The sequence below is a fragment of the Pantoea sp. Ft-CA_14 genome (genome assembly GCF_024520875.1).
GTDB classification, from domain to species: Bacteria; Pseudomonadota; Gammaproteobacteria; order Enterobacterales; family Enterobacteriaceae; genus Pantoea; species Pantoea agglomerans.
Genome location: NZ_JALNPM010000024.1, coordinates 1 through 17847 on the forward strand (window position 1 = coordinate 1; position 17847 = coordinate 17847).

A 17847-nucleotide genomic window follows, 5' to 3' on the forward strand; every position below is an offset into this window, starting at 1 on the left:
ATCCGCAGCGCTGAACAGAATGAGTCTGCCAGGAGAGCCCGCAGGACGCGGGCGAAAGGCGGGGCGGCACAGGATGTACCATCCCCGGCGGTCCGTCAGGCAGAGGAATGACGTGAAGGAACCGCGCAGCGGCGCGAGGACCGCCAGCCCCTGCCCGGCACCAGACTGCGTTGTCACCTGTCGCTTAACTGACTGGCGTTACTGCGTAAAGGGAATAACCAGTTCGCCAGGTTTCACTTCCAGTCCTTTGGCAAATTTCTTCGCCAGCGACTCGCCTTTGCTGCGGTCGGCGCTGAGCACGTAAGCCGGCTTTTGATCAAAGTAGTTTTTCAGCGACTGATTCAGATAAGGCGTCAGCGTTTTCATAATGGAGGCCATTTTTTCCGGAGCAACCTGCGCATCAACAATTTCCAGATCGCGCAGATAGATTGCACCCTGCTGCTGGTCATAGACCGGCTGAGCACGCATCTTCAGTTGCATATCGGCCTGCTGCGGACCAAACAGTGACGTCACATTGATTTTAGCATTGCCAGAGAGCGTCACTTTACCTGGCTCTTCACGGCCAATCTGACTGGTCAGGTTGTTCAGGACGATGTGCGCATTAACCAGCCCGGAAACGCCAATATCTTTCTCATAGTTGTTGTGCTTCTGCAGCGCCTGGTTTACTTCCTGTTCGCTGATGGTGTATTGCGTCAGTTGATTACAGCCGCTCACCAGCAGCGCGATCAACAGGGCAGTCAGCCCGAAAAAAGCCTTTTTCATCGATCTTTATCCTGAATATCAGAGCCAATAAACAGGCCATAGCCTGCCTGAATGCATAGCGGGTGTCATCAGGAAAGAGATGAGAAACGCCGCAGCGTCTCTCATCGGGAGGGGTTAGTGAGCTATTGAGGAGAGCAGATTCACCTGGGTCTGTTTGGCCATGTTATCGCGGTAGTCAGCGACCCGGCTCGGCCAGTCGATTCCGGCCACCAGCGTCAGAGAGCGCAGCAGCGGGAAGAGATTAAAATCATCTTCGGACAGCTCGCCATTCACCGCATTGGGCTGGGCGATTAATTTGTCCAGCTTGCGCAAATCGTCGCTGACGTTTTTAATCAGGCCGGCAGAATGACTTTTCAGCGTGTCGAAATCACCGATGCTCGCCTGCTTTTTGTTGCGGAAATAGTCACGCGCCTCCGGCGTCGCGAATTCGGCAAACGCCGCCTCTGCAATGCGCGGCAGCAGCAGTTTATTGGCATAGCTGTTCATGTGACGCAGCCAGTCGCCGATCGCCGGATTCAGCGCGCCGATGATCAGCGGTTCGCCATCCTGCTGATCGACATAGTGTACGATCTCCATACTTTCAGGCATCGCGCTGCCATCCTGCTTCTGCAGAATGGGCGCCATTTTCTGTCCGATCAGTCGTTTCGGCGTCTCTTCATCGTCGTTGAGCATTACCACCAGCTCAACCGGTTTGTTTTTCAGGCCAAAAATCATTCGCGCTTTAACGCAGAAAGGGCAGTGGTCGTAGATATAGAGCTTCATCCTGATCTCCCGGGTTTTACAGGTTTAGTGTTTAACAGAGTGAATCAATTCATCCTGCTTTCGGGCTCGTAAAAAGTATGGAAGAGATTACTCCACAGGGCAAACCTGCCTGTCAGGCACGCTGCAGGATCCGCTGCTGATGTCGCCTGCAGCAGGGGTTATCCGCGGTGCGACCCGAGCAAAATGAGCCTCTTTATCGCTAAACCGCTGTAACGTTTTACCGCAGCCCAGGCGGCGGTTATAGTGAAAGCCGGGTAATGACGGCTCATCTCTATCAGCCATTGATTTCAGGAGTCAGGATGTTTGGCTATCGTTCTGCCGCGCCCAGGGTGCGATTAACCACCGATCGGCTGGTGGTCCGTCTGGTTCACGAGCGTGATGCCTGGCGAATGGCAGATTACTACGCGGAAAACCGCCTGTTTTTAAAACCGTGGGAGCCGGTGCGTGATGACAGCCACTGCTACCCCTCGGGCTGGCAGGCGCGGCTTGGGCTGATTTCCGACATGCATAAGCAGGGTTCGGCCTTCTATTTCATTTTAATGGACAGCGATGAAACCGAAGTGAGGGGAGTGGCGAACTTCAGCAACGTGTTACGCGGATCCTTTCATGCCTGTTACCTCGGCTATTCACTGGGTGAAAAGTGGCAGGGGCAGGGGTTCATGTTCGAAGCGTTGCAGGTGGCTATCCGCTATATGCAGCGCCAGCAGCATATTCACCGCATCATGGCTAACTACATGCCGCACAACCAGCGCAGCGGCGATCTGCTGGCGCGACTCGGTTTTGAGAAAGAGGGTTACGCGAAAGATTATCTGCTGATCGACGGACGCTGGCAGGATCACGTGCTGACAGCCTTAACCCTGCGGGAATGGACGCCTGACCGGCGTGGATAATAATGAGGATGCGAGCATGAAGATGACTTTATCGGCGCAGGAGATGCGCGTGCTGGGCTGCCTGCTGGAGAAGCAGGTCACCACGCCGGAACAGTATCCGCTGTCACTGAATGGCGTGGTGGTTGCCTGTAACCAGAAATCGAACCGCGAGCCGGTGATGGAGCTGAGCGAAAGTGAGGTACAGGATCAGCTCGATCAGCTGGAAAAACGGCATCTGATTACCGCCAGCAGCGCCGCCGGGCAGCGGGTCGTGAAATATGAGCAGCGTTTCTGCAACTCCGCGTTTGGCACGCTAAAGCTTAATAGTGCAGAAGTCGCTCTCCTGACGCTGCTGTTACTGCGCGGGCCCCAGACGCCAGGCGAACTGCGTACCCGCAGCGGCCGTCTGCACGAGTTCAGTGATGTCAGCGAAGTTGAGCAAACGCTGGAAGGATTGATGCAGCGCGACGACAGTGCTCAGGTGATCCGTCTGTCGCGTGAACCTGGCAAGCGCGAAAGCCGCTTTATGCATCTGCTGGGCGATGAGCCTGACCAGCCGCAGGCCGCAGAGGCGTCGGAAGAGCAGGGCGAACTGGCGGCGCGCGTCGCAATGCTGGAACAGCAGGTTGCAGCGCTTCAGGCACAACTCACCCAACTGCTGCAACCGGAGAGCTGAGATGACCTTACGTATTGGCATGGTGGGATTAGGCGGTATCGCGCAGAAAGCCTGGCTGCCGGTGCTGTCGGCGGCGACGGACTGGACTCTGGCAGGGGCGTTTTCCCCGAACCAGGCCAAAGCCCGGCCGGTCTGTGACAGCTATCGCATGCCATGTTTTGGTTCGCTGAATGAATTAGCCGCTGCCTGCGACGCGGTCTTTGTCCACAGCAGCACCGCCACGCACTATGAAGTGGTCAGGGCGCTGCTGCTGGCAGGAAAGGATGTCTGCGTCGATAAGCCGCTGGCTGAAACCCTGGAGCAGGCTGAGGCGCTGGTGGCGCTGGCGGAAAAACGGCAGCGTAAGCTGATGGTGGCGTTTAACCGGCGGTTCGCCCCGCGCTATCAGCAGTTGCGGGCAGAGATGGCGGACGCCGCTTCTCTGCGGATTGAAAAGCACCGTAGCGACAGCGTCGGGCCACAGGATCTCCGCTTTACCCTGCTCGATGACTATCTGCATGTGGTGGATACCGCCCTCTGGCTGGGCGGGAAACCCTTTCGCCAGGTTCAGGGACGCATCGACACCAACGAACAGGGGCAGATGCTCTATGCCGAGCACCATTTCGCTGTTGAGGGCTTGTCGATTACCACCAGCATGCACCGGCGCGCAGGCAGTCAGCGCGAGCGGGTCAGCGCAGTGTGTGACGGTAAGTGCATCGACATCAGTGAGATGCGCGACTGGCAGGAAGAACGGCGTGACGGGCTGCTGATTACGCCACCGCCCGCCTGGCAGAGTCATCTGACCCAGCGCGGTTTCAGCGGTGCGGCTCGCCATTTCATCGACTGCGTACAAAATCAGACGAAGCCTGAAACCAGCGGTGAGCAGGCACTGATGGCGCAGCGTGTGGTGGAAAAATTGTGGCGTGAGGCGACGCAGGAATAACGCCTTGTAACACTCCGTGCTGGTCATTTCCCTCCGTGGCAGTAGACTGTCGCCGGGCATCTTCTGGGTGCCCGCGCTAATTCCCTTTTTTGCCGATTCTTTTCAGGATGCGCCGTCAATTATGAATTTGTTGAAATCGCTGGCAGCGGTCAGTTCTATGACCCTGTTTTCCCGCGTACTGGGCTTTGCCCGTGATGCCATCGTGGCGCGGGTGTTTGGCGCCGGAATGGCGACCGATGCGTTCTTTGTTGCGTTTAAACTTCCCAATCTGCTGCGGCGTATTTTTGCTGAAGGCGCCTTTTCTCAGGCCTTCGTGCCCATTCTGGCTGAATATAAAAGCAAGCAGGGCGAAGAGGCAACGAAACTGTTCCTGGCTTACGTCTCGGGCCTGCTGACGCTGGCGCTGGCGCTGGTCACGGTGGCGGGCATGATTGCTGCGCCCTGGGTCATCATGGTGACGGCACCCGGCTTTGCCGACAGTCCCGATAAGTTTGCGCTCACCAGCTCGCTGCTGCGGGTGACCTTTCCCTACATTATGCTGATTTCGCTGGCGTCACTGGCGGGTGCGGTGCTGAATACCTGGAACCGCTTCTCGGTACCGGCCTTTGCACCGACCCTGCTGAACGTCAGCATGATTGGCTTTGCGCTGTTTGCCGCGCCGCACTTCCACCCACCGGTAATGGCGCTGGCCTGGGCCGTGGTGGCTGGCGGCGTGCTGCAACTCGGCTATCAGCTGCCACACCTGAAGAAACTCGGGATGCTGGTGCTGCCACGCCTGAATCTACGTGATGCGGGCGTCTGGCGGGTCATGCGTCAGATGGGACCTGCCATTCTGGGCGTTTCTGTCAGTCAGATCTCACTGATCATCAACACCATCTTCGCCTCGTTTCTGGTCTCAGGTTCGGTCTCCTGGATGTACTACGCGGACCGCCTGATGGAGTTCCCCTCGGGTGTGCTGGGCGTGGCGCTGGGCACTATTCTGCTGCCGTCGCTGGCCAAAAGTTTTGCCAGCGGCAACCATGATGAATATTCCCGGCTGATGGACTGGGGTCTGCGCCTCTGTTTCCTGCTGGCGCTTCCCAGCGCGGTGGCGCTGGGCATGCTCTCCGGCCCGCTGACCGTGGCGCTGTTCCAGTACGGCAAATTCACTGCCTTTGATGCACTGATGACGCAGCGCGCCCTGATCGCCTACTCCGTCGGACTGATGGGGCTGATCGTGGTCAAGGTGCTGGCTCCGGGCTTCTATTCCCGTCAGGACATCAAAACGCCGGTTAAAATTGCGATTATCACGCTGATCATGACGCAGGTAATGAACCTGGCGTTTATTGGTCCGCTGAAACATGCCGGTCTGTCACTGTCGATTGGGCTGGCAGCCTGTCTGAATGCGTCGCTGCTCTACTGGCAGCTGCGTAAGAAGAATATCTTTATGCCGCAGCCGGGCTGGAGCAGCTTCCTGATCCGCCTGCTGATAGCTGTAGTGGTGATGGCAGGCGCGCTGTTTGCCATGCTGCAGTGGATGCCAGCCTGGGAGCAGGGATCGATGCTGTGGCGGCTGCTGCGTCTGGCCGCGGTCTGTGGTGTGGGCGGCGGGGTTTACTTCCTGGCGCTGGGACTGCTGGGCTTCCGGTTGCGCGACTATGCGCGTCGCACCGCTGTGTAAAGCTTGCCGCAATAAATAAATTCAACGCGCAGGGAACAGGGGCAGAGGAGGAAAGCGTCCCGCGCCATGGACAAAAACGCCGGGAGCGTTTTTGAACAACGCAACGCGTTGGCCCGGCAACGGGCGCACCTCAGGGATGAGGTGCGTAATCGCGCGGGCCGAGCGGCCAGGGATTGGCTTTAGCGTCTTTCCGATCTGCCCCTGTTCCCTGTGCAGGCTCAATTTTAAAGCTCATCATGGTGAAGGAAAAAACGCACCAATAAAAAATCCCGCACCAGGCGGGATTTTTTTTCGCTACTTTCCGGTTCAGGCTTTGCGACTTAACGTCGCCTGGCCTTTACCCATCCCATCCGGGCCGTAAAAGGCCTGGGTCTGATGCGGCTTCAGCACGTCAAGCGCATCCTGGGTGTAGCGGATCTGGTGTTGCAGCAGCAGGCCGTTATGAACATTGGCATCCTGCAGACGACGGCTGTGCTGCTGGATAGTGTCCCAGCGGCGCGCCATGTCGTTCTGACCACGATAAGGTGCCGATGTCGCCTGACTCTGCTCAGCGGTGCGGCGCATCTCATCCAGATAGTTCAGCGTACTGAGCAGCGCGCTTTTATCTTCGGTAATACGCTGCAACAGATTACTGTTAATGTTTCCGGCTGCCAGCTGCTGCTGCTCTTCTTCCAGCACGGCTGAGAGCGACGCCAGCACGTCCTGCATCTTATCTAAGGTGGTCTGCAAATTACTCATGGGAACTAATTACCCTCTAAATACGCCTTGGTGTCGGCAATCAGCGCATCGGCGATTTTGCCGGTATCCATCTTCAGTTCGCCATTACGAATGGCGGTTTTCAGTTGTTCAACGCGCTCGACGTTAATATCTTTGCTGCTCGGCTGCATCAGCTGCGACTGCGCGCTGCTCAGGCTGACCTGGGCTGCTGCAGGGGTCGTGGCTGCTGCCACCGGGCTGGCGCTCTGGCGCACTTTGCTGCTGCCGGACTCACTGCTATCGCGGCTCTGTACGGTGCTGGCGGGTTTCAGAGGTTGCGTTCTGTCAATGCTCATGTTCGGGCTCCTGTACGGTCAGGGGAAGTCTGCCACCTGAATCAGAATAGCGTTATCGCTTCGTTGATTCTTCTATCGGCAGCACTACTGGCTTCTTTAACACTTTACAGCGTTATAAGAATATTCCCATCCTCGCGTACCTTACCGCTGACAATCTGACCATTTCCCATCCTGACCCGGACCGACTGCGATCGGGCAGCGTTATTCAGCGCCTTGCCCTCACCGCTGGCGTCAAAGCCGTCACCGCTGGCAATCACCATCACATTCTGACCCGCCTTGACACGCCACGGCTGACGCAGCGTGGAGGGATTAATCGGCTGTCCTGGCTGGATATCGCGCAGCACCACGGCGTCTGCCACCGAGTCCGCATTCAGCAGGGCGCGGGCAGGCAGAGTATCGAGGCGGCCGGTCTGCAGAGTGAAATCACTCTCGCTCACGCTACTGCCCTGGCTCAGCAGCCGGTTCGCCACCAGATAGGAACCGGTGACCTGCACCTGAACCTGAATATAACGGCGGTTCTCGCCACAGTTTGCCGCCACGCTCATATTGCCCCACAACCGGCTGTTGCCGGGCAGGGTGAACTGCGGCGCCTCACAGGCTGGCCACTGTTCCTGCGGCGTGCGTACCACCACGACCATGCCATCAGCATGCTGGGCGTCACGCGCTTTAAAAAATTGATTCAGTTGTGCATTGAGATCCCCGGCGGAAACCGGCAGGGCGATCGCGACCAGCAGACTGGTCAGCAGGGTCAGATATCGACGCATTGTGCATTTCCTCACTGATGATGGCGACGAGTGTACTCCCTTAAGAAAAATCCTTAATTGTCAAAATAGCGGTCATTTGAGGCCTTATTCAGACGATGACCCCTTGCGTTTTCAAATTAAGCTGCGAGCTCGAAATTCTCATACGCGGAGGAAACATGCTCGACAAACTGGATGCGGCGCTGAAATTTGGTACGGAGGCCCTCAACCTGCGTGCTCAACGTCAGGAGATCCTGGCGTCAAATATTGCCAACGCCGATACCCCTGGTTATCAGGCCCGGGATATCGACTTTGCCAGCGAGCTGAGTCGGGTGATGTCCAATGGTCGTGCGGAAGGCAGCAGCATGGCGTTAAAAGTCACGTCAGCTCGCCACATTGAAGCACAGACAAACGGCGTGCCATCGATGGATATGCTTTATCGCATTCCTGACCAGCCTTCTGCCGACGGCAACACCGTAGATATGGACCGTGAGCGTACGCAGTTCGCGGATAACAGCCTGAAATATCAAACCGACCTCACCCTCATCAGTAGCCAGATCAAAGGCATGATGAGCGTGTTACAAGGACAATAATTATGGCCTTGCTGAATATTTTTGACATTGCCGGTTCAGCGATGACCGCGCAATCACAGCGATTAAACGTCAGTGCCAGTAACCTGGCGAACGCCGACAGCGTCACCGGCCCCGATGGCAAGCCTTACGTGGCAAAGCAGGTGGTTTTCCAGACCGATGCGGCGCCAGGCTCAGCCACCGGCGGCGTGAAAGTGGCAAGAGTCGTGGATGACCCTACACCTGCCAAGCTGGTCTATGACCCGGGCAATCCGATGGCAGATGCCAAAGGCTACGTGAAGATGCCGAACGTGGATGTGGTCTCTGAAAGCGTCAACACCATGTCGGCGTCACGCAGCTACCAGGCCAACGTCGAAGTGCTCAACACCGTGAAGTCGATGATGATGAAAACCCTGACGATCGGGCAATAACGGAGAAAAATTATGGCTATCGCGGTAGGCGTTAACGAAAGGCTGGACCCCACGGTCCTCAGCTCTTCCAACACCAGTGGCACCGGCAACAATGCGCAGGATCTGCAGAACCAGTTCCTGACCATGCTGGTGACGCAGTTAAAGAACCAGGATCCAACCAATCCAATGGATAACAGCCAGCTCACCACGCAGCTGGCACAGATCAATACCCTGAGCGGCATTGAAAAATTGAATACCACGCTGGGATCGATCTCCGGCCAGATCAGCACCAGCCAGTCGCTGCAGAGCTCCACGCTGATTGGGCATGGCGTAATGGTCAATGGCGGACAGATTCTGGTAGGCAACGGCACCACAACGCCATTTGGCGTTGAGCTGGCCTCCGCCTCAACCGGCACATCGGCCACCATCAAAGATGCCAGTGGCACGGTGATCGACACCGTCGATCTGGGCGCACTGAGTGCTGGCGTGCACACCTTCTCGTGGGACGGCAAGCTGACAGATGGCTCTGTCGCCCCGGATGGTAAATACAGCGTTGCGATTGCCGCAAGCAATGGCAACGCACAACTGGTGGCACAACCGCTTAACTACGCCTACGTCAACGGGGTGAGTACTGCGAACAACACCACAAAACTGGATCTCGGCACCATGGGCTCCGCCACCCTTGACGACGTACGTCAGATTCTCTGATTAACCTGTAGACAGGAAACAAACACATGTCATTTTCCCAAGCGGTCAGCGGCCTTGGTGCTGCTTCAAGTAACCTTGATGTCATCGGTAACAACATTGCCAACTCCGCCACTGCGGGCTTTAAATCGAGCACCATCGCGTTTGCCGATATGTTTGCCGGTTCTAACGTCGGCCTCGGCACCAAAGTTGCTGCGGTAATCCAGAACTTTAACGACGGCGCTACCACCACGACCAGTCGTGGCCTGGACGTTGCGCTGAGCGGTAACGGCTTCTTCCGTATGACCGACAGCAGCGGCGGCGTCTTCTATTCACGCAATGGTCAGTTAACGCTGGATGCCAACCGTAACCTGGTCAACACCCAGGGTCTGAACGTGACCGGCTATCCGGCCAGCGGTTCACCGGCCACAATCCAGTCAGGTGCTAACCCGGTGGCGCTGCGTATTCCTACCGAGCAGATGTCAGCCCGCGCGACCACTACCGCCGGTCTGGTTGCCAACCTGAACTCAACGGACAAAACGCCATCTGTGGCCACCTTCTCCACGGCGAACGCAGACAGCTACAACAAGAAAACCACGGCAACCGTGTTCGACTCGCAGGGTAATGACCACGCGCTCGACATGTATTTCGTGAAAGACACCACCAGCAACAGCTGGACCGTGCGCACCATTGATGGCAACACCGGCAGTTCGGCGGGTGACTTCAGAATGGCGTTTGACACCAGCGGTAAGCTGACCAGCGTCTCTAAGCTGGATGCCACCGGCGCTGTCGTCAGCACGACGACCGATGGCACCGTCGGCCTGACGCTGAACGTGGGCGGAGCCAATGGCGCAGTCGCCAATCAGCCGATCAACCTGAGCATGCTGGGCAGCCTGCAGCAGAACACCGGCGCCACCACCTTTGGCAGCCCGACCCAGGATGGTTATGCACCTGGCGATCTGACCAGCTACGCGATCAATGATGACGGCACCATCACCGGCAGCTACTCCAACAAGAAAACCCAGCTGCTGGGTCAGATTGTTCTGGCGAGCTTCTCTAACCCGGAAGGTCTGCAGTCACAGGGTGACAACGTCTGGTCTGCGTCAAGTGCATCCGGTCAGGCAGCAATCGGTCTGGCGAATACCGGCACCTTTGGTTCACTGACGGCTGGCGCACTGGAATCTTCCAACGTCGACATGAGCAAAGAGCTGGTGAACATGATCGTCGCGCAGCGTAACTATCAGGCGAATGCGCAGACCATTAAAACTCAGGACCAGATTCTCAACACGCTGGTTAACTTACGTTAATTCGCTAACAGGATTGCCATATGGATCACGCGATATATACCGCGATGGGCGCGGCCAGCCAGACGCTGGATCAGCAGGCGGTTACCGCCAGCAACCTCGCCAACGCCTCTACACCGGGTTTTCGTGCGCAGCTGAATGCGCTGCGCGCCGTGCCGGTGAGTGGCTGGTCACTGCCAACCCGTACGCTGGTCGCCGCCTCGACACCGGGCGCCGACATGAGCCAGGGCGCGATGGACTACACCGAGCGTCCGCTCGATGTAGCGGTACAGCAGGATGGCTGGCTGGCGGTGCGTACCGCTGACGGCAGCGAAGCCTATACCCGCAACGGCAATATGCAAATCAGTCCGACCGGTACGCTGACGGTTCAGGGCAATCCTGTGATGGGCGATGGCGGTCCGATTGTGATCCCGCAGGGCACTGAAATCACCATTGCAGCCGACGGCTCGATCACCGGGCTGAATGCCGGTGATTCACCGAACGCCACGGTTCAGCTGGGCAAGCTGAAGCTGGTCAGGGCTACCGGGCAGGAGCTGCAGCGCAGTGATGACGGCATGTTCCGGCCTACTGCGTCGGCGCAGGCGACCCGCGGTGCCGCGCTGCAGGCTGATGCCACCATGCAGGTGATGCCTGGCGTGCTGGAAGGCAGCAACGTCAAACCGGTAGAAACCATGGTCGATATGATCGCCAACGCCCGACGTTTTGAGATGCAGATGAAAGTCATCACCAACGTCGACGAAAATGAACAAAAAGCCAACCAGCTCCTGAGCATGGGCTAAGGCACGAGGATAACAACATGATTCGTTCTTTATGGATCGCTAAGACCGGTCTTGATGCGCAGCAGATGAACATGGACGTCATTGCCAACAACCTGGCAAACGTCAGCACCAACGGCTTTAAGCGTTCACGTGCCGTGTTCGAAGATCTGATGTACCAGACTATGCGCCAGCCGGGCACCCAGTCATCTGAACAGACAACGCTGCCATCGGGTTTGCAGATCGGTACCGGTGTACGTCCGGTGACCACTGAACGTCTGCATACGCAGGGCAACCTGTCGCAGACCAGCAACTCAAAAGATATCGCCATTAACGGCCAGGGTTATTTTCAGATTCAGATGCCGGATGGCACCTCTGCTTATACCCGTGACGGCGCGTTTCAGGTTGATCAGAACGGCCAGCTGGTGACCAACTCCGGTTTCCCGGTACAGCCAGGCATTACCATTCCGGCTAACGCCACCAGCATCACGGTGTCGCGTGACGGTGTGGTCAGCGTAACGCAGCAGGGACAGGCCCAGGCCGCGCAGGTCGGTCAGTTAACCCTGAGCACTTTTATGAATGACGCCGGTCTCGATAGCGTGGGTGAAAACCTCTACAAGGAAACGCAGGCATCGGGCGCTCCGACAGACAGCACGCCAGGCCAGAACGGCGCGGGCCTGCTCTATCAGGGCTATACCGAAACCTCGAACGTTAACGTAGCGGAAGAGCTGGTCACCATGATCCAGACGCAGCGCGCCTACGAAATCAACAGCAAGGCGATCAGTACCTCTGATCAGATGCTGGCGAAATTAACTCAGCTTTAATCCCGAACAGGGCCAGCCCGTGCTGGCCTGAATGACAGACATTAATAAGGTCGTGACGCCGTGGCGAAGCAACAGATTCTCAAGCCTGGACATTGGTTAGTCGCCTCGTTGCTGCTAACTCTCAACGGATGTGCCCTGGTCCCGCGTACCCCGCTGGTCGAAGGTGCAACTACAGCGCAACCAATGCCGTCCGCGCCACCGGTGGTCAACGGCTCTATATTCCAGGGCGTCGCGCCGCTTAACTACGGCTATCAGCCGCTGTTTGAGGATCGCCGTCCACGCAACATTGGCGATACCCTGACCATTACGCTGCAGGAAAACGTCAGCGCCAGCAAGAGCTCCTCAGCCAATGCCAGCCGCGATGGCAGCAACAGCTTTGGTGTGAGCGCGGTGCCGACCGGTCTGGCAGGCCTGGTGGGTGCAGGTGGTGAAAAAGCCAACCTCAGCGCCGAAGGCAAAAATGATTTCGCAGGTAAAGGCGGCGCATCCGCCAATAACACCTTTACCGGCACCATTACCGTCACCGTGGATCAGGTGTTGTCAAACGGCAACCTGCACGTGGTCGGTGAAAAACAGATCGCCATTAATCAGGGCACGGAGTTCATTCGCTTCTCGGGCGTGGTCAACCCACGCACCATCAGCGCCAGTAACGCCGTGTTATCTACCGCTGTCGCCGATGCACGTATTGAGTACGTCGGAAATGGTTACATCAATGAGGCGCAGACCATGGGTTGGTTCCAGCGTTTCTTCCTGAACATCTCGCCGATGTAAGAGGTTTCAATGAAAAAGTTAACGCTGTTACGCGCCGGGCTGGCGCTGCTGCTGGGCGTCAGCCTGCTGGCAAAAGCCGATTTGATTCGTGATTTAACCACGGTACAGGGCGTTCGTGATAACCAGCTGCTGGGCTACGGCCTGGTCGTGGGCCTGGATGGCACCGGTGACCAGACCACCCAGACGCCATTTACTACCCAGACAGTGAGCAACATGCTGTCGCAGCTTGGTATTACCGTTCCCACCGGAACCAACATGCAGCTGAAGAACGTGGCGGCCGTGATGGTCACCGCTAAACTGCCCTCGTTTGCCCGTCAGGGACAGAACCTGGATGTGGTGGTCTCGTCGCTGGGTAACGCCAAAAGCCTGCGCGGCGGCACGCTGTTAATGACGCCGATGAAAGGGGTCGATAACCAGGTTTATGCGCTGGCGCAGGGTAATATCCTGGTCGGTGGCGCGGGTGCGTCAGCGGGCGGCAGCAGTGTTCAGGTTAACCAGCTGAACGGAGGCCGTATTACCGGCGGTGCAACCGTTGAGCGTGAACTGCAGAGCAACTTTGGTACGCAGAACACCATTAATCTGCAGCTTAACAGCGAAGATTTCTCAATGGCGCAGCGGATTGCTGATGCCATTAACGCCCGTGGCGGTTACGGCGCAGCGCAGCCGCTGGATGCCCGTACCGTGCAGATCCGCGTATCGCCTAATAATGGTGCGCAGGTGCGTCTGCTGGCTGAGATCCAGAACATTAATGTGTCGATCCCGGTTGAAGATGCCAAAGTCATCATCAACTCCCGTACCGGTTCGGTGGTAATGAACCGTGAAGTGACGCTGAATCAGTGTGCTGTAGCGCAGGGCAACCTGTCGGTGACGGTTAACCAGCAGCAGAACGTCAGTCAGCCTGATACCCCACTGGCCGGTGGTCAGACGGTGGCGACGACGCAGACTCAGATCGATCTGCGCCAGACCGGCGGTGCGCTGCAACGCGTCAACGCCAGCGCCAACCTGAACAACGTGGTGCGTGCGCTGAATGCGCTGGGTGCGTCACCTATCGAACTGATGTCAATTCTGCAGTCGATGCAGAGTGCCGGCTGTCTGCGTGCCAAACTGGAAATTATCTGATGGCTGATATGCAATCTCTGACGAGTTCGGCTTTCGACAGCCGTTCCCTGAATGAACTGAAACGCCAGGCCAGCAACGATCCGAAAGGACAAGCGTTGCAGGTGGCGCGTCAGGTCGAAGGGATGTTTGTACAGATGATGCTGAAGAGTATGCGCGAGGCGTTGCCGCAGGACGGCATTATGGGCAACGAGCAGACCAAACTCTTTACCTCTATGTATGATCAGCAGATTGCACAGGAGATGGGGAAGCGCGGCCTGGGCCTGGCGGAAACCATCGTCAAACAGATGCAGCCCGCCACCGCGCCGGATGAAAAAGCCGGTACGGTGCCGATGAAGCTGGATAACAGCTTTATTCTCAGCACCAGCGGGGCAACACCACTGCCGGCGCAGCAGCTGGAGCAGATTGTGCGTAAGGCAATGCCGCGTCTGCCGCCGGTCGCTTCACCGACGGGTCTGCCCAGTGACAGCCGCGAGTTTATCGCCCAGCTGACGCAACCGGCGCAGGCTGCCAGCCAGCAGAGTGGCATTCCTCATCACCTGATTCTGGCGCAGGCTGCGCTGGAGTCGGGCTGGGGCCAGCGTCAGATCCTGACCCGCGACGGCAAACCGAGCTACAACGTGTTCGGGATTAAAGCCAGCGGCGACTGGAAAGGTGACACCACCGATATCATGACAACCGAATATGAGCAGGGCGAAGCTAAGAAAGTGCGTGCCAGCTTCCGCGTCTATAACTCCTATTTCGAGGCGCTGACCGACTACGTCAAACTCCTGACCAAAAACCCACGCTATGCGGCGGTGACGAACGCCTCAAGCGCAGAGCAGGGTGCGCAGGCCTTACAGGCGGCCGGTTATGCCACCGATCCAAAATATGCGCAAAAGCTGGTGGGAATGATTCAGCAATTCAAAAGTATGGGCGACAAAGTCGTCAAAGCTTACAGTCAGGATATGGGCGACCTGTTCTGATCATTGCGCCTCAAGTTTCACTTTAGCAAGCCGATAACATCCCTATAGCCAGAAGCGTTTTCGCCTGCTGGCGCCCACTTTGATGTCTGCCAGCCCGGTTGACGGGGAACGTAAGGAACCGAGATGTCCAGCATAATTAACTCCGCGATGAGCGGATTGAGTGCCGCGCAGGCCGCTCTGAGCACCACGAGTAACAACATTTCCAATTACACCGTGGCGGGCTATTCACGTCAGACCACGGTACTGGCGCAGGCGAACAGTACCCTGCAGGGCAATAGCTATTATGGTAACGGCGTGAATATCACCGGTGTACAACGTGAATATGATGCGTTTATTGCTACGCAGCTGCGCGGTTCCAGCGCGAACTACAGCGCGGTAAGCACCCAGCACAGCCAGATTTCTAACATTGACGATCTGCTGTCGACCTCGACTACCAGCCTGTCGACGTCGCTGCAGGGCTTCTTTACCAACCTGCAGAACGTGGTCAGCAACGCCAACGATCCGTCGGCGCGTCAGTCGATGCTCAGCAATGCGCAGGGGCTGGTCAGCCAGTTCCAGACGTCAGCGCAATACCTGAATAATATGCAGAACAGCGTCAACGCCGATGTCGATTCCAGCATCAAGCAGGTCAATACCATTACCAGCCAGATTGCCGATCTGAACAAACAGATTGGCAAACTGAGCACGGCAAACGGTGCCGCACCTAACGATCTGCTCGATAAGCGCGATCAGCTGGTGAATACCCTGAATAACGTGGTTGGTGTGACGGTATCGCAGCAGGATGGCGGCTACACGGTCGCGATGGCCAATGGCCTGACGCTGGTGAACGGCGACAAATCTCACGATCTGGTGGCGATGCCTTCCAGCAGCGATCCGACACGCACCACCATCGGCTATGTCGATAAGCAGGCGGGCAACGTCGAGATCCCGGAGAAGCTGATCACCACCGGTTCGCTGGGCGGTCTGCTGGCGTTCCGTACTCAGGATCTGGATCTGGCACAGAACCAGCTGGGTCAGTTAGCGGCGGCGTTTACCACCAGTTTCAACGATGTTCACAAGCAGGGCTTCGATAGCAAAGGCAATCAGGGCGTCGATTTCTTTAATATCGGCAGCCCGATCGTGGTGGGCAACAGTAAAAACAGCACCGCCGCGTCCGTCACCGCTGAGTGGACCGATACCAGTGCACTGAAAGCATCCAATTACACCGTGAGTTATGACGGCAATAACTGGACCGCAACCCGCGCCTCAGACAGTACGGCCGTTACCATCACGCCAGGTACTGATGCCAGTGGCAACACCACGCTGAGCTTTGACGGCCTGAAACTGACTGTCGCCGGCACGCCTGCACCTGCTGCCAAAGACAGTTTCCTGGTGAAGCCGGTCCAGAACGCCATCAACGATATGTCAGTCGCGATCACCAGTGAATCGCAGGTGGCCGCCGCGGGTGCTGTCGGCGGTGAGAGTGATAACCGTAATGCGCAAAAACTGCTGAATCTGCAGGATGTGAAACTGGTCGGCGGCAACGCCACGTTGTCTCAGGCCTACGCCACCATCGTCAGTAGTGTGGGTAACAAAACCAGTTCACTGGAAACCACCAGCACCACTCAGAAAAGCGTGGTCAGTCAGCTGACCCAGCGCCAGCAATCGGTCTCTGGGGTAAACCTCGATGAGGAGTACGCCAACCTGACCAAATATCAGCAATATTACATGGCCAATGCGCAGGTGCTGCAGACTGCCAGCACCGTGTTTAATGCATTGATCAATATTCGCTAAGGGCAGGAGATAACATGCGAATCAGTACAAATATGATTTTTGAGCAGCAGGTGCGTGGCATCACTGACTCACAGGCCTCCTGGCTGAAATCAGGCCAGGAGCTCTCCAGCGGCCGCCGTGTGAATAATCCTTCGGACGATCCGATTGCCGCGTCTCGTGCTGTCGTGTTGTCACAAACCCAGCAGCAGGGCAAGCAGTATGCGCTGGCGCGTACCTTTGCCGAGCAGGGTCTGTCACTGGAAGAGAATACGCTGAAAGGCGTTACCGATGGGATCATTGCTGCCCAAGGGCTGATCGTCAACGGTTCAACCGGTACGCTGAGCGACGATGACCGTGGTTCGATTGCTACCCAGCTTGAGGGTATCCGTGCCCAGTTGCTGAACCAGGCAAACAGCCAGGATGCCAATGGCCGCTATATTTTTGCCGGTTATAAAACTGACAGTGCGCCATTTGTGGATGCGGCAGGCACCGGCGTCGGCTACGCAGGCGGCACCGAGGCGATCACTCAGAAGGTCGATACCAGCCGTACCATGACTGTGGGCCATACCGGTGACAATATCTTTATGGCGATCTCTGGCAATGCCACCAAAGAACCGGATGGCAGCGCCAGCGAAACGAATGTGTTTACGATGCTGGATAGCGCCATTGCTGCGCTGAAAGTGCCGCAGGATGATGCTGACGCCGCAACCAAACAGACCTTCCAGGCGGCGATGGATAAAACCAACCGTGGCCTGGGTAACTCGCTGAATAATGTCTTAACCGTGCGTTCTGAGATTGGTACCCAGCTTTCAGAGATCGATACGCTGAATGCCCAGGGCGATGACCGTAGTGTGATTTACAGCTCGCAGATGAGTGACCTGGTTAACGTGGATTTAACCGAAGCGGCTTCTAACTACACCATGCAGCAGACGGCATTACAGGCGTCCTATAAGACCTTTACCGATATGTCTAAGATGTCGCTGTTCCAGATGAATTCGTAGTCTGACCTGAAATTTTGAGCGTACTTTAACCGGATGCGCTTACTTTTTCCCACCCTCCCGCTAAAGGAGGGTGGGATTTTTTTGCCTGCGATTCAGCCGGTGGCGGGAACCATAGAAATTAAACCGGGTTGATTTACAGCGACAGTCAGCTCGCATGTCAGTCTTGCTTTCACGCTTTCACGCTTTCACGCTTTCACGCTTTCACGCACACACGCACACACGCACACACGCACACACGCACACACGCACACAC

At 57.0% G+C, this 17847-nt stretch carries 20 protein-coding genes; 15 read left to right on the forward strand and 5 right to left on the reverse strand.

Annotated features, from left to right (window positions below; genetic code table 11):
* Positions 1–198: 198 nt before the first annotated feature.
* Together NR195_RS22565 and grxB are read right to left on the reverse strand one after the other, a co-directional pair.
* The gene (locus tag NR195_RS22565) at positions 199–762 is read right to left on the reverse strand and encodes a lipoprotein (protein ID WP_010246390.1); all 564 of its coding nucleotides are present in this window, start codon (positions 760–762) and stop codon (positions 199–201) included.
* 114 nt (positions 763–876) lie between these two features.
* Entirely contained in the window at positions 877–1524 is a 648-nt protein-coding gene (gene grxB, locus NR195_RS22570) for a glutaredoxin 2 (RefSeq protein WP_191921187.1), read from the reverse strand.
* 299 nt (positions 1525–1823) lie between these two features.
* On the opposite strand from grxB, the gene rimJ reads away from it, so the two are divergent.
* The 4 genes from rimJ to murJ all read left to right on the forward strand — a co-directional run bounded on the left by rimJ (position 1824) and on the right by murJ (position 5651).
* A complete protein-coding gene (rimJ, locus tag NR195_RS22575; protein ID WP_010246386.1) occupies positions 1824–2414 on the forward strand; it encodes a ribosomal protein S5-alanine N-acetyltransferase in 591 nt (196 codons plus the stop codon).
* 16 nt (positions 2415–2430) lie between these two features.
* Positions 2431–3069, forward strand: a complete 639-nt coding sequence (locus NR195_RS22580) for a YceH family protein (protein ID WP_256844925.1) — start codon at positions 2431–2433, stop codon at positions 3067–3069.
* Between the two features lies 1 nt (position 3070).
* Positions 3071–3991 carry a Gfo/Idh/MocA family protein gene (locus tag NR195_RS22585; protein WP_132498401.1) on the forward strand — a complete coding sequence of 307 codons (921 nt, stop codon included), beginning with the start codon at positions 3071–3073 and terminating at the stop codon, positions 3989–3991.
* Positions 3992–4112: 121 nt separating this feature from the next.
* A complete protein-coding gene (murJ, locus tag NR195_RS22590; protein WP_061704087.1) occupies positions 4113–5651 on the forward strand; it encodes a murein biosynthesis integral membrane protein MurJ in 1539 nt (512 codons plus the stop codon).
* A 306-nt stretch (positions 5652–5957) separates the two neighbouring features.
* Here the strand turns inward: murJ and flgN are convergent, their stop codons facing one another.
* The 3 genes from flgN to flgA all read right to left on the reverse strand — a co-directional run bounded on the left by flgN (position 5958) and on the right by flgA (position 7467).
* A complete protein-coding gene (flgN, locus tag NR195_RS22595) occupies positions 5958–6389 on the reverse strand; it encodes a flagellar export chaperone FlgN (protein ID WP_010246377.1) in 432 nt (143 codons plus the stop codon).
* 5 nt (positions 6390–6394) lie between these two features.
* Entirely contained in the window at positions 6395–6703 is a 309-nt protein-coding gene (gene flgM / locus NR195_RS22600; protein ID WP_010246375.1) for a flagellar biosynthesis anti-sigma factor FlgM, read from the reverse strand.
* Between the two features lie 104 nt (positions 6704–6807).
* On the reverse strand, positions 6808–7467 hold the full coding sequence (gene flgA, locus NR195_RS22605) for a flagellar basal body P-ring formation chaperone FlgA (protein ID WP_010246373.1): 660 nt from the start codon (positions 7465–7467) through the stop codon (positions 6808–6810).
* A 155-nt stretch (positions 7468–7622) separates the two neighbouring features.
* On the opposite strand from flgA, the gene flgB reads away from it, so the two are divergent.
* From flgB to flgL, 11 genes are all read left to right on the forward strand, one after another.
* Positions 7623–8036, forward strand: a complete 414-nt coding sequence (flgB, locus tag NR195_RS22610; RefSeq protein WP_009090882.1) for a flagellar basal body rod protein FlgB — start codon at positions 7623–7625, stop codon at positions 8034–8036.
* A 2-nt stretch (positions 8037–8038) separates the two neighbouring features.
* Complete coding sequence (flgC, locus tag NR195_RS22615; protein WP_013357440.1) at positions 8039–8443, forward strand: flagellar basal body rod protein FlgC; 405 nt, start codon at positions 8039–8041, stop codon at positions 8441–8443.
* A gap of 12 nt (positions 8444–8455) precedes the next feature.
* A complete protein-coding gene (flgD, locus tag NR195_RS22620) occupies positions 8456–9130 on the forward strand; it encodes a flagellar hook assembly protein FlgD (protein ID WP_031592458.1) in 675 nt (224 codons plus the stop codon).
* Positions 9131–9156: 26 nt separating this feature from the next.
* Positions 9157–10413: a flagellar hook protein FlgE gene (gene flgE, locus NR195_RS22625; protein WP_033766926.1), complete on the forward strand. Its 1257-nt coding sequence runs from the start codon at positions 9157–9159 to the stop codon at positions 10411–10413.
* A 20-nt stretch (positions 10414–10433) separates the two neighbouring features.
* A complete protein-coding gene (locus NR195_RS22630; protein WP_022625875.1) occupies positions 10434–11189 on the forward strand; it encodes a flagellar basal body rod protein FlgF in 756 nt (251 codons plus the stop codon).
* A gap of 17 nt (positions 11190–11206) precedes the next feature.
* Positions 11207–11989, forward strand: coding sequence for a flagellar basal-body rod protein FlgG (flgG, locus tag NR195_RS22635; protein ID WP_003849881.1), 783 nt, complete (start codon positions 11207–11209; stop codon positions 11987–11989).
* A gap of 60 nt (positions 11990–12049) precedes the next feature.
* Complete coding sequence (locus NR195_RS22640) at positions 12050–12760, forward strand: flagellar basal body L-ring protein FlgH (protein WP_029518984.1); 711 nt, start codon at positions 12050–12052, stop codon at positions 12758–12760.
* A 9-nt stretch (positions 12761–12769) separates the two neighbouring features.
* A complete protein-coding gene (locus NR195_RS22645) occupies positions 12770–13879 on the forward strand; it encodes a flagellar basal body P-ring protein FlgI (protein ID WP_010669845.1) in 1110 nt (369 codons plus the stop codon).
* Positions 13879–14841, forward strand: a complete 963-nt coding sequence (gene flgJ, locus NR195_RS22650) for a flagellar assembly peptidoglycan hydrolase FlgJ (protein WP_010246357.1) — start codon at positions 13879–13881, stop codon at positions 14839–14841. Before NR195_RS22645 ends, flgJ begins: the two co-directional genes overlap by 1 nt.
* A 123-nt stretch (positions 14842–14964) precedes the next feature.
* Positions 14965–16614: a flagellar hook-associated protein FlgK gene (flgK, locus tag NR195_RS22655; protein WP_010669846.1), complete on the forward strand. Its 1650-nt coding sequence runs from the start codon at positions 14965–14967 to the stop codon at positions 16612–16614.
* A 14-nt stretch (positions 16615–16628) separates the two neighbouring features.
* A complete protein-coding gene (flgL, locus tag NR195_RS22660; RefSeq protein WP_061901581.1) occupies positions 16629–17594 on the forward strand; it encodes a flagellar hook-associated protein FlgL in 966 nt (321 codons plus the stop codon).
* Positions 17595–17847: the final 253 nt, after the last annotated feature.

Excerpts from the sequence above, each read along its gene's own strand:
- flgK (WP_010669846.1), top strand. The coding sequence starts at position 14,965 with ATGTCCAGCATAATTAACTCCGCGATGAGCGGATTGAGTGCCGCGCAG.
- flgD (WP_031592458.1), top strand. The coding sequence starts at position 8,456 with ATGGCTATCGCGGTAGGCGTTAACGAAAGGCTGGACCCCACGGTCCTC.
- flgJ (WP_010246357.1), top strand. The coding sequence starts at position 13,879 with ATGGCTGATATGCAATCTCTGACGAGTTCGGCTTTCGACAGCCGTTCC.
- NR195_RS22580 (WP_256844925.1), top strand. The coding sequence starts at position 2,431 with ATGAAGATGACTTTATCGGCGCAGGAGATGCGCGTGCTGGGCTGCCTG.
- NR195_RS22585 (WP_132498401.1), top strand. The coding sequence starts at position 3,071 with ATGACCTTACGTATTGGCATGGTGGGATTAGGCGGTATCGCGCAGAAA.
- rimJ (WP_010246386.1), top strand. The coding sequence starts at position 1,824 with ATGTTTGGCTATCGTTCTGCCGCGCCCAGGGTGCGATTAACCACCGAT.
- grxB (WP_191921187.1), bottom strand. The coding sequence starts at position 1,524 with ATGAAGCTCTATATCTACGACCACTGCCCTTTCTGCGTTAAAGCGCGA.
- NR195_RS22645 (WP_010669845.1), top strand. The coding sequence starts at position 12,770 with ATGAAAAAGTTAACGCTGTTACGCGCCGGGCTGGCGCTGCTGCTGGGC.
- murJ (WP_061704087.1), top strand. The coding sequence starts at position 4,113 with ATGAATTTGTTGAAATCGCTGGCAGCGGTCAGTTCTATGACCCTGTTT.
- flgN (WP_010246377.1), bottom strand. The coding sequence starts at position 6,389 with ATGAGTAATTTGCAGACCACCTTAGATAAGATGCAGGACGTGCTGGCG.
- flgG (WP_003849881.1), top strand. The coding sequence starts at position 11,207 with ATGATTCGTTCTTTATGGATCGCTAAGACCGGTCTTGATGCGCAGCAG.
- flgM (WP_010246375.1), bottom strand. The coding sequence starts at position 6,703 with ATGAGCATTGACAGAACGCAACCTCTGAAACCCGCCAGCACCGTACAG.
- NR195_RS22565 (WP_010246390.1), bottom strand. The coding sequence starts at position 762 with ATGAAAAAGGCTTTTTTCGGGCTGACTGCCCTGTTGATCGCGCTGCTG.
- NR195_RS22630 (WP_022625875.1), top strand. The coding sequence starts at position 10,434 with ATGGATCACGCGATATATACCGCGATGGGCGCGGCCAGCCAGACGCTG.
- flgC (WP_013357440.1), top strand. The coding sequence starts at position 8,039 with ATGGCCTTGCTGAATATTTTTGACATTGCCGGTTCAGCGATGACCGCG.
- flgE (WP_033766926.1), top strand. The coding sequence starts at position 9,157 with ATGTCATTTTCCCAAGCGGTCAGCGGCCTTGGTGCTGCTTCAAGTAAC.
- flgB (WP_009090882.1), top strand. The coding sequence starts at position 7,623 with ATGCTCGACAAACTGGATGCGGCGCTGAAATTTGGTACGGAGGCCCTC.
- flgL (WP_061901581.1), top strand. The coding sequence starts at position 16,629 with ATGCGAATCAGTACAAATATGATTTTTGAGCAGCAGGTGCGTGGCATC.
- flgA (WP_010246373.1), bottom strand. The coding sequence starts at position 7,467 with ATGCGTCGATATCTGACCCTGCTGACCAGTCTGCTGGTCGCGATCGCC.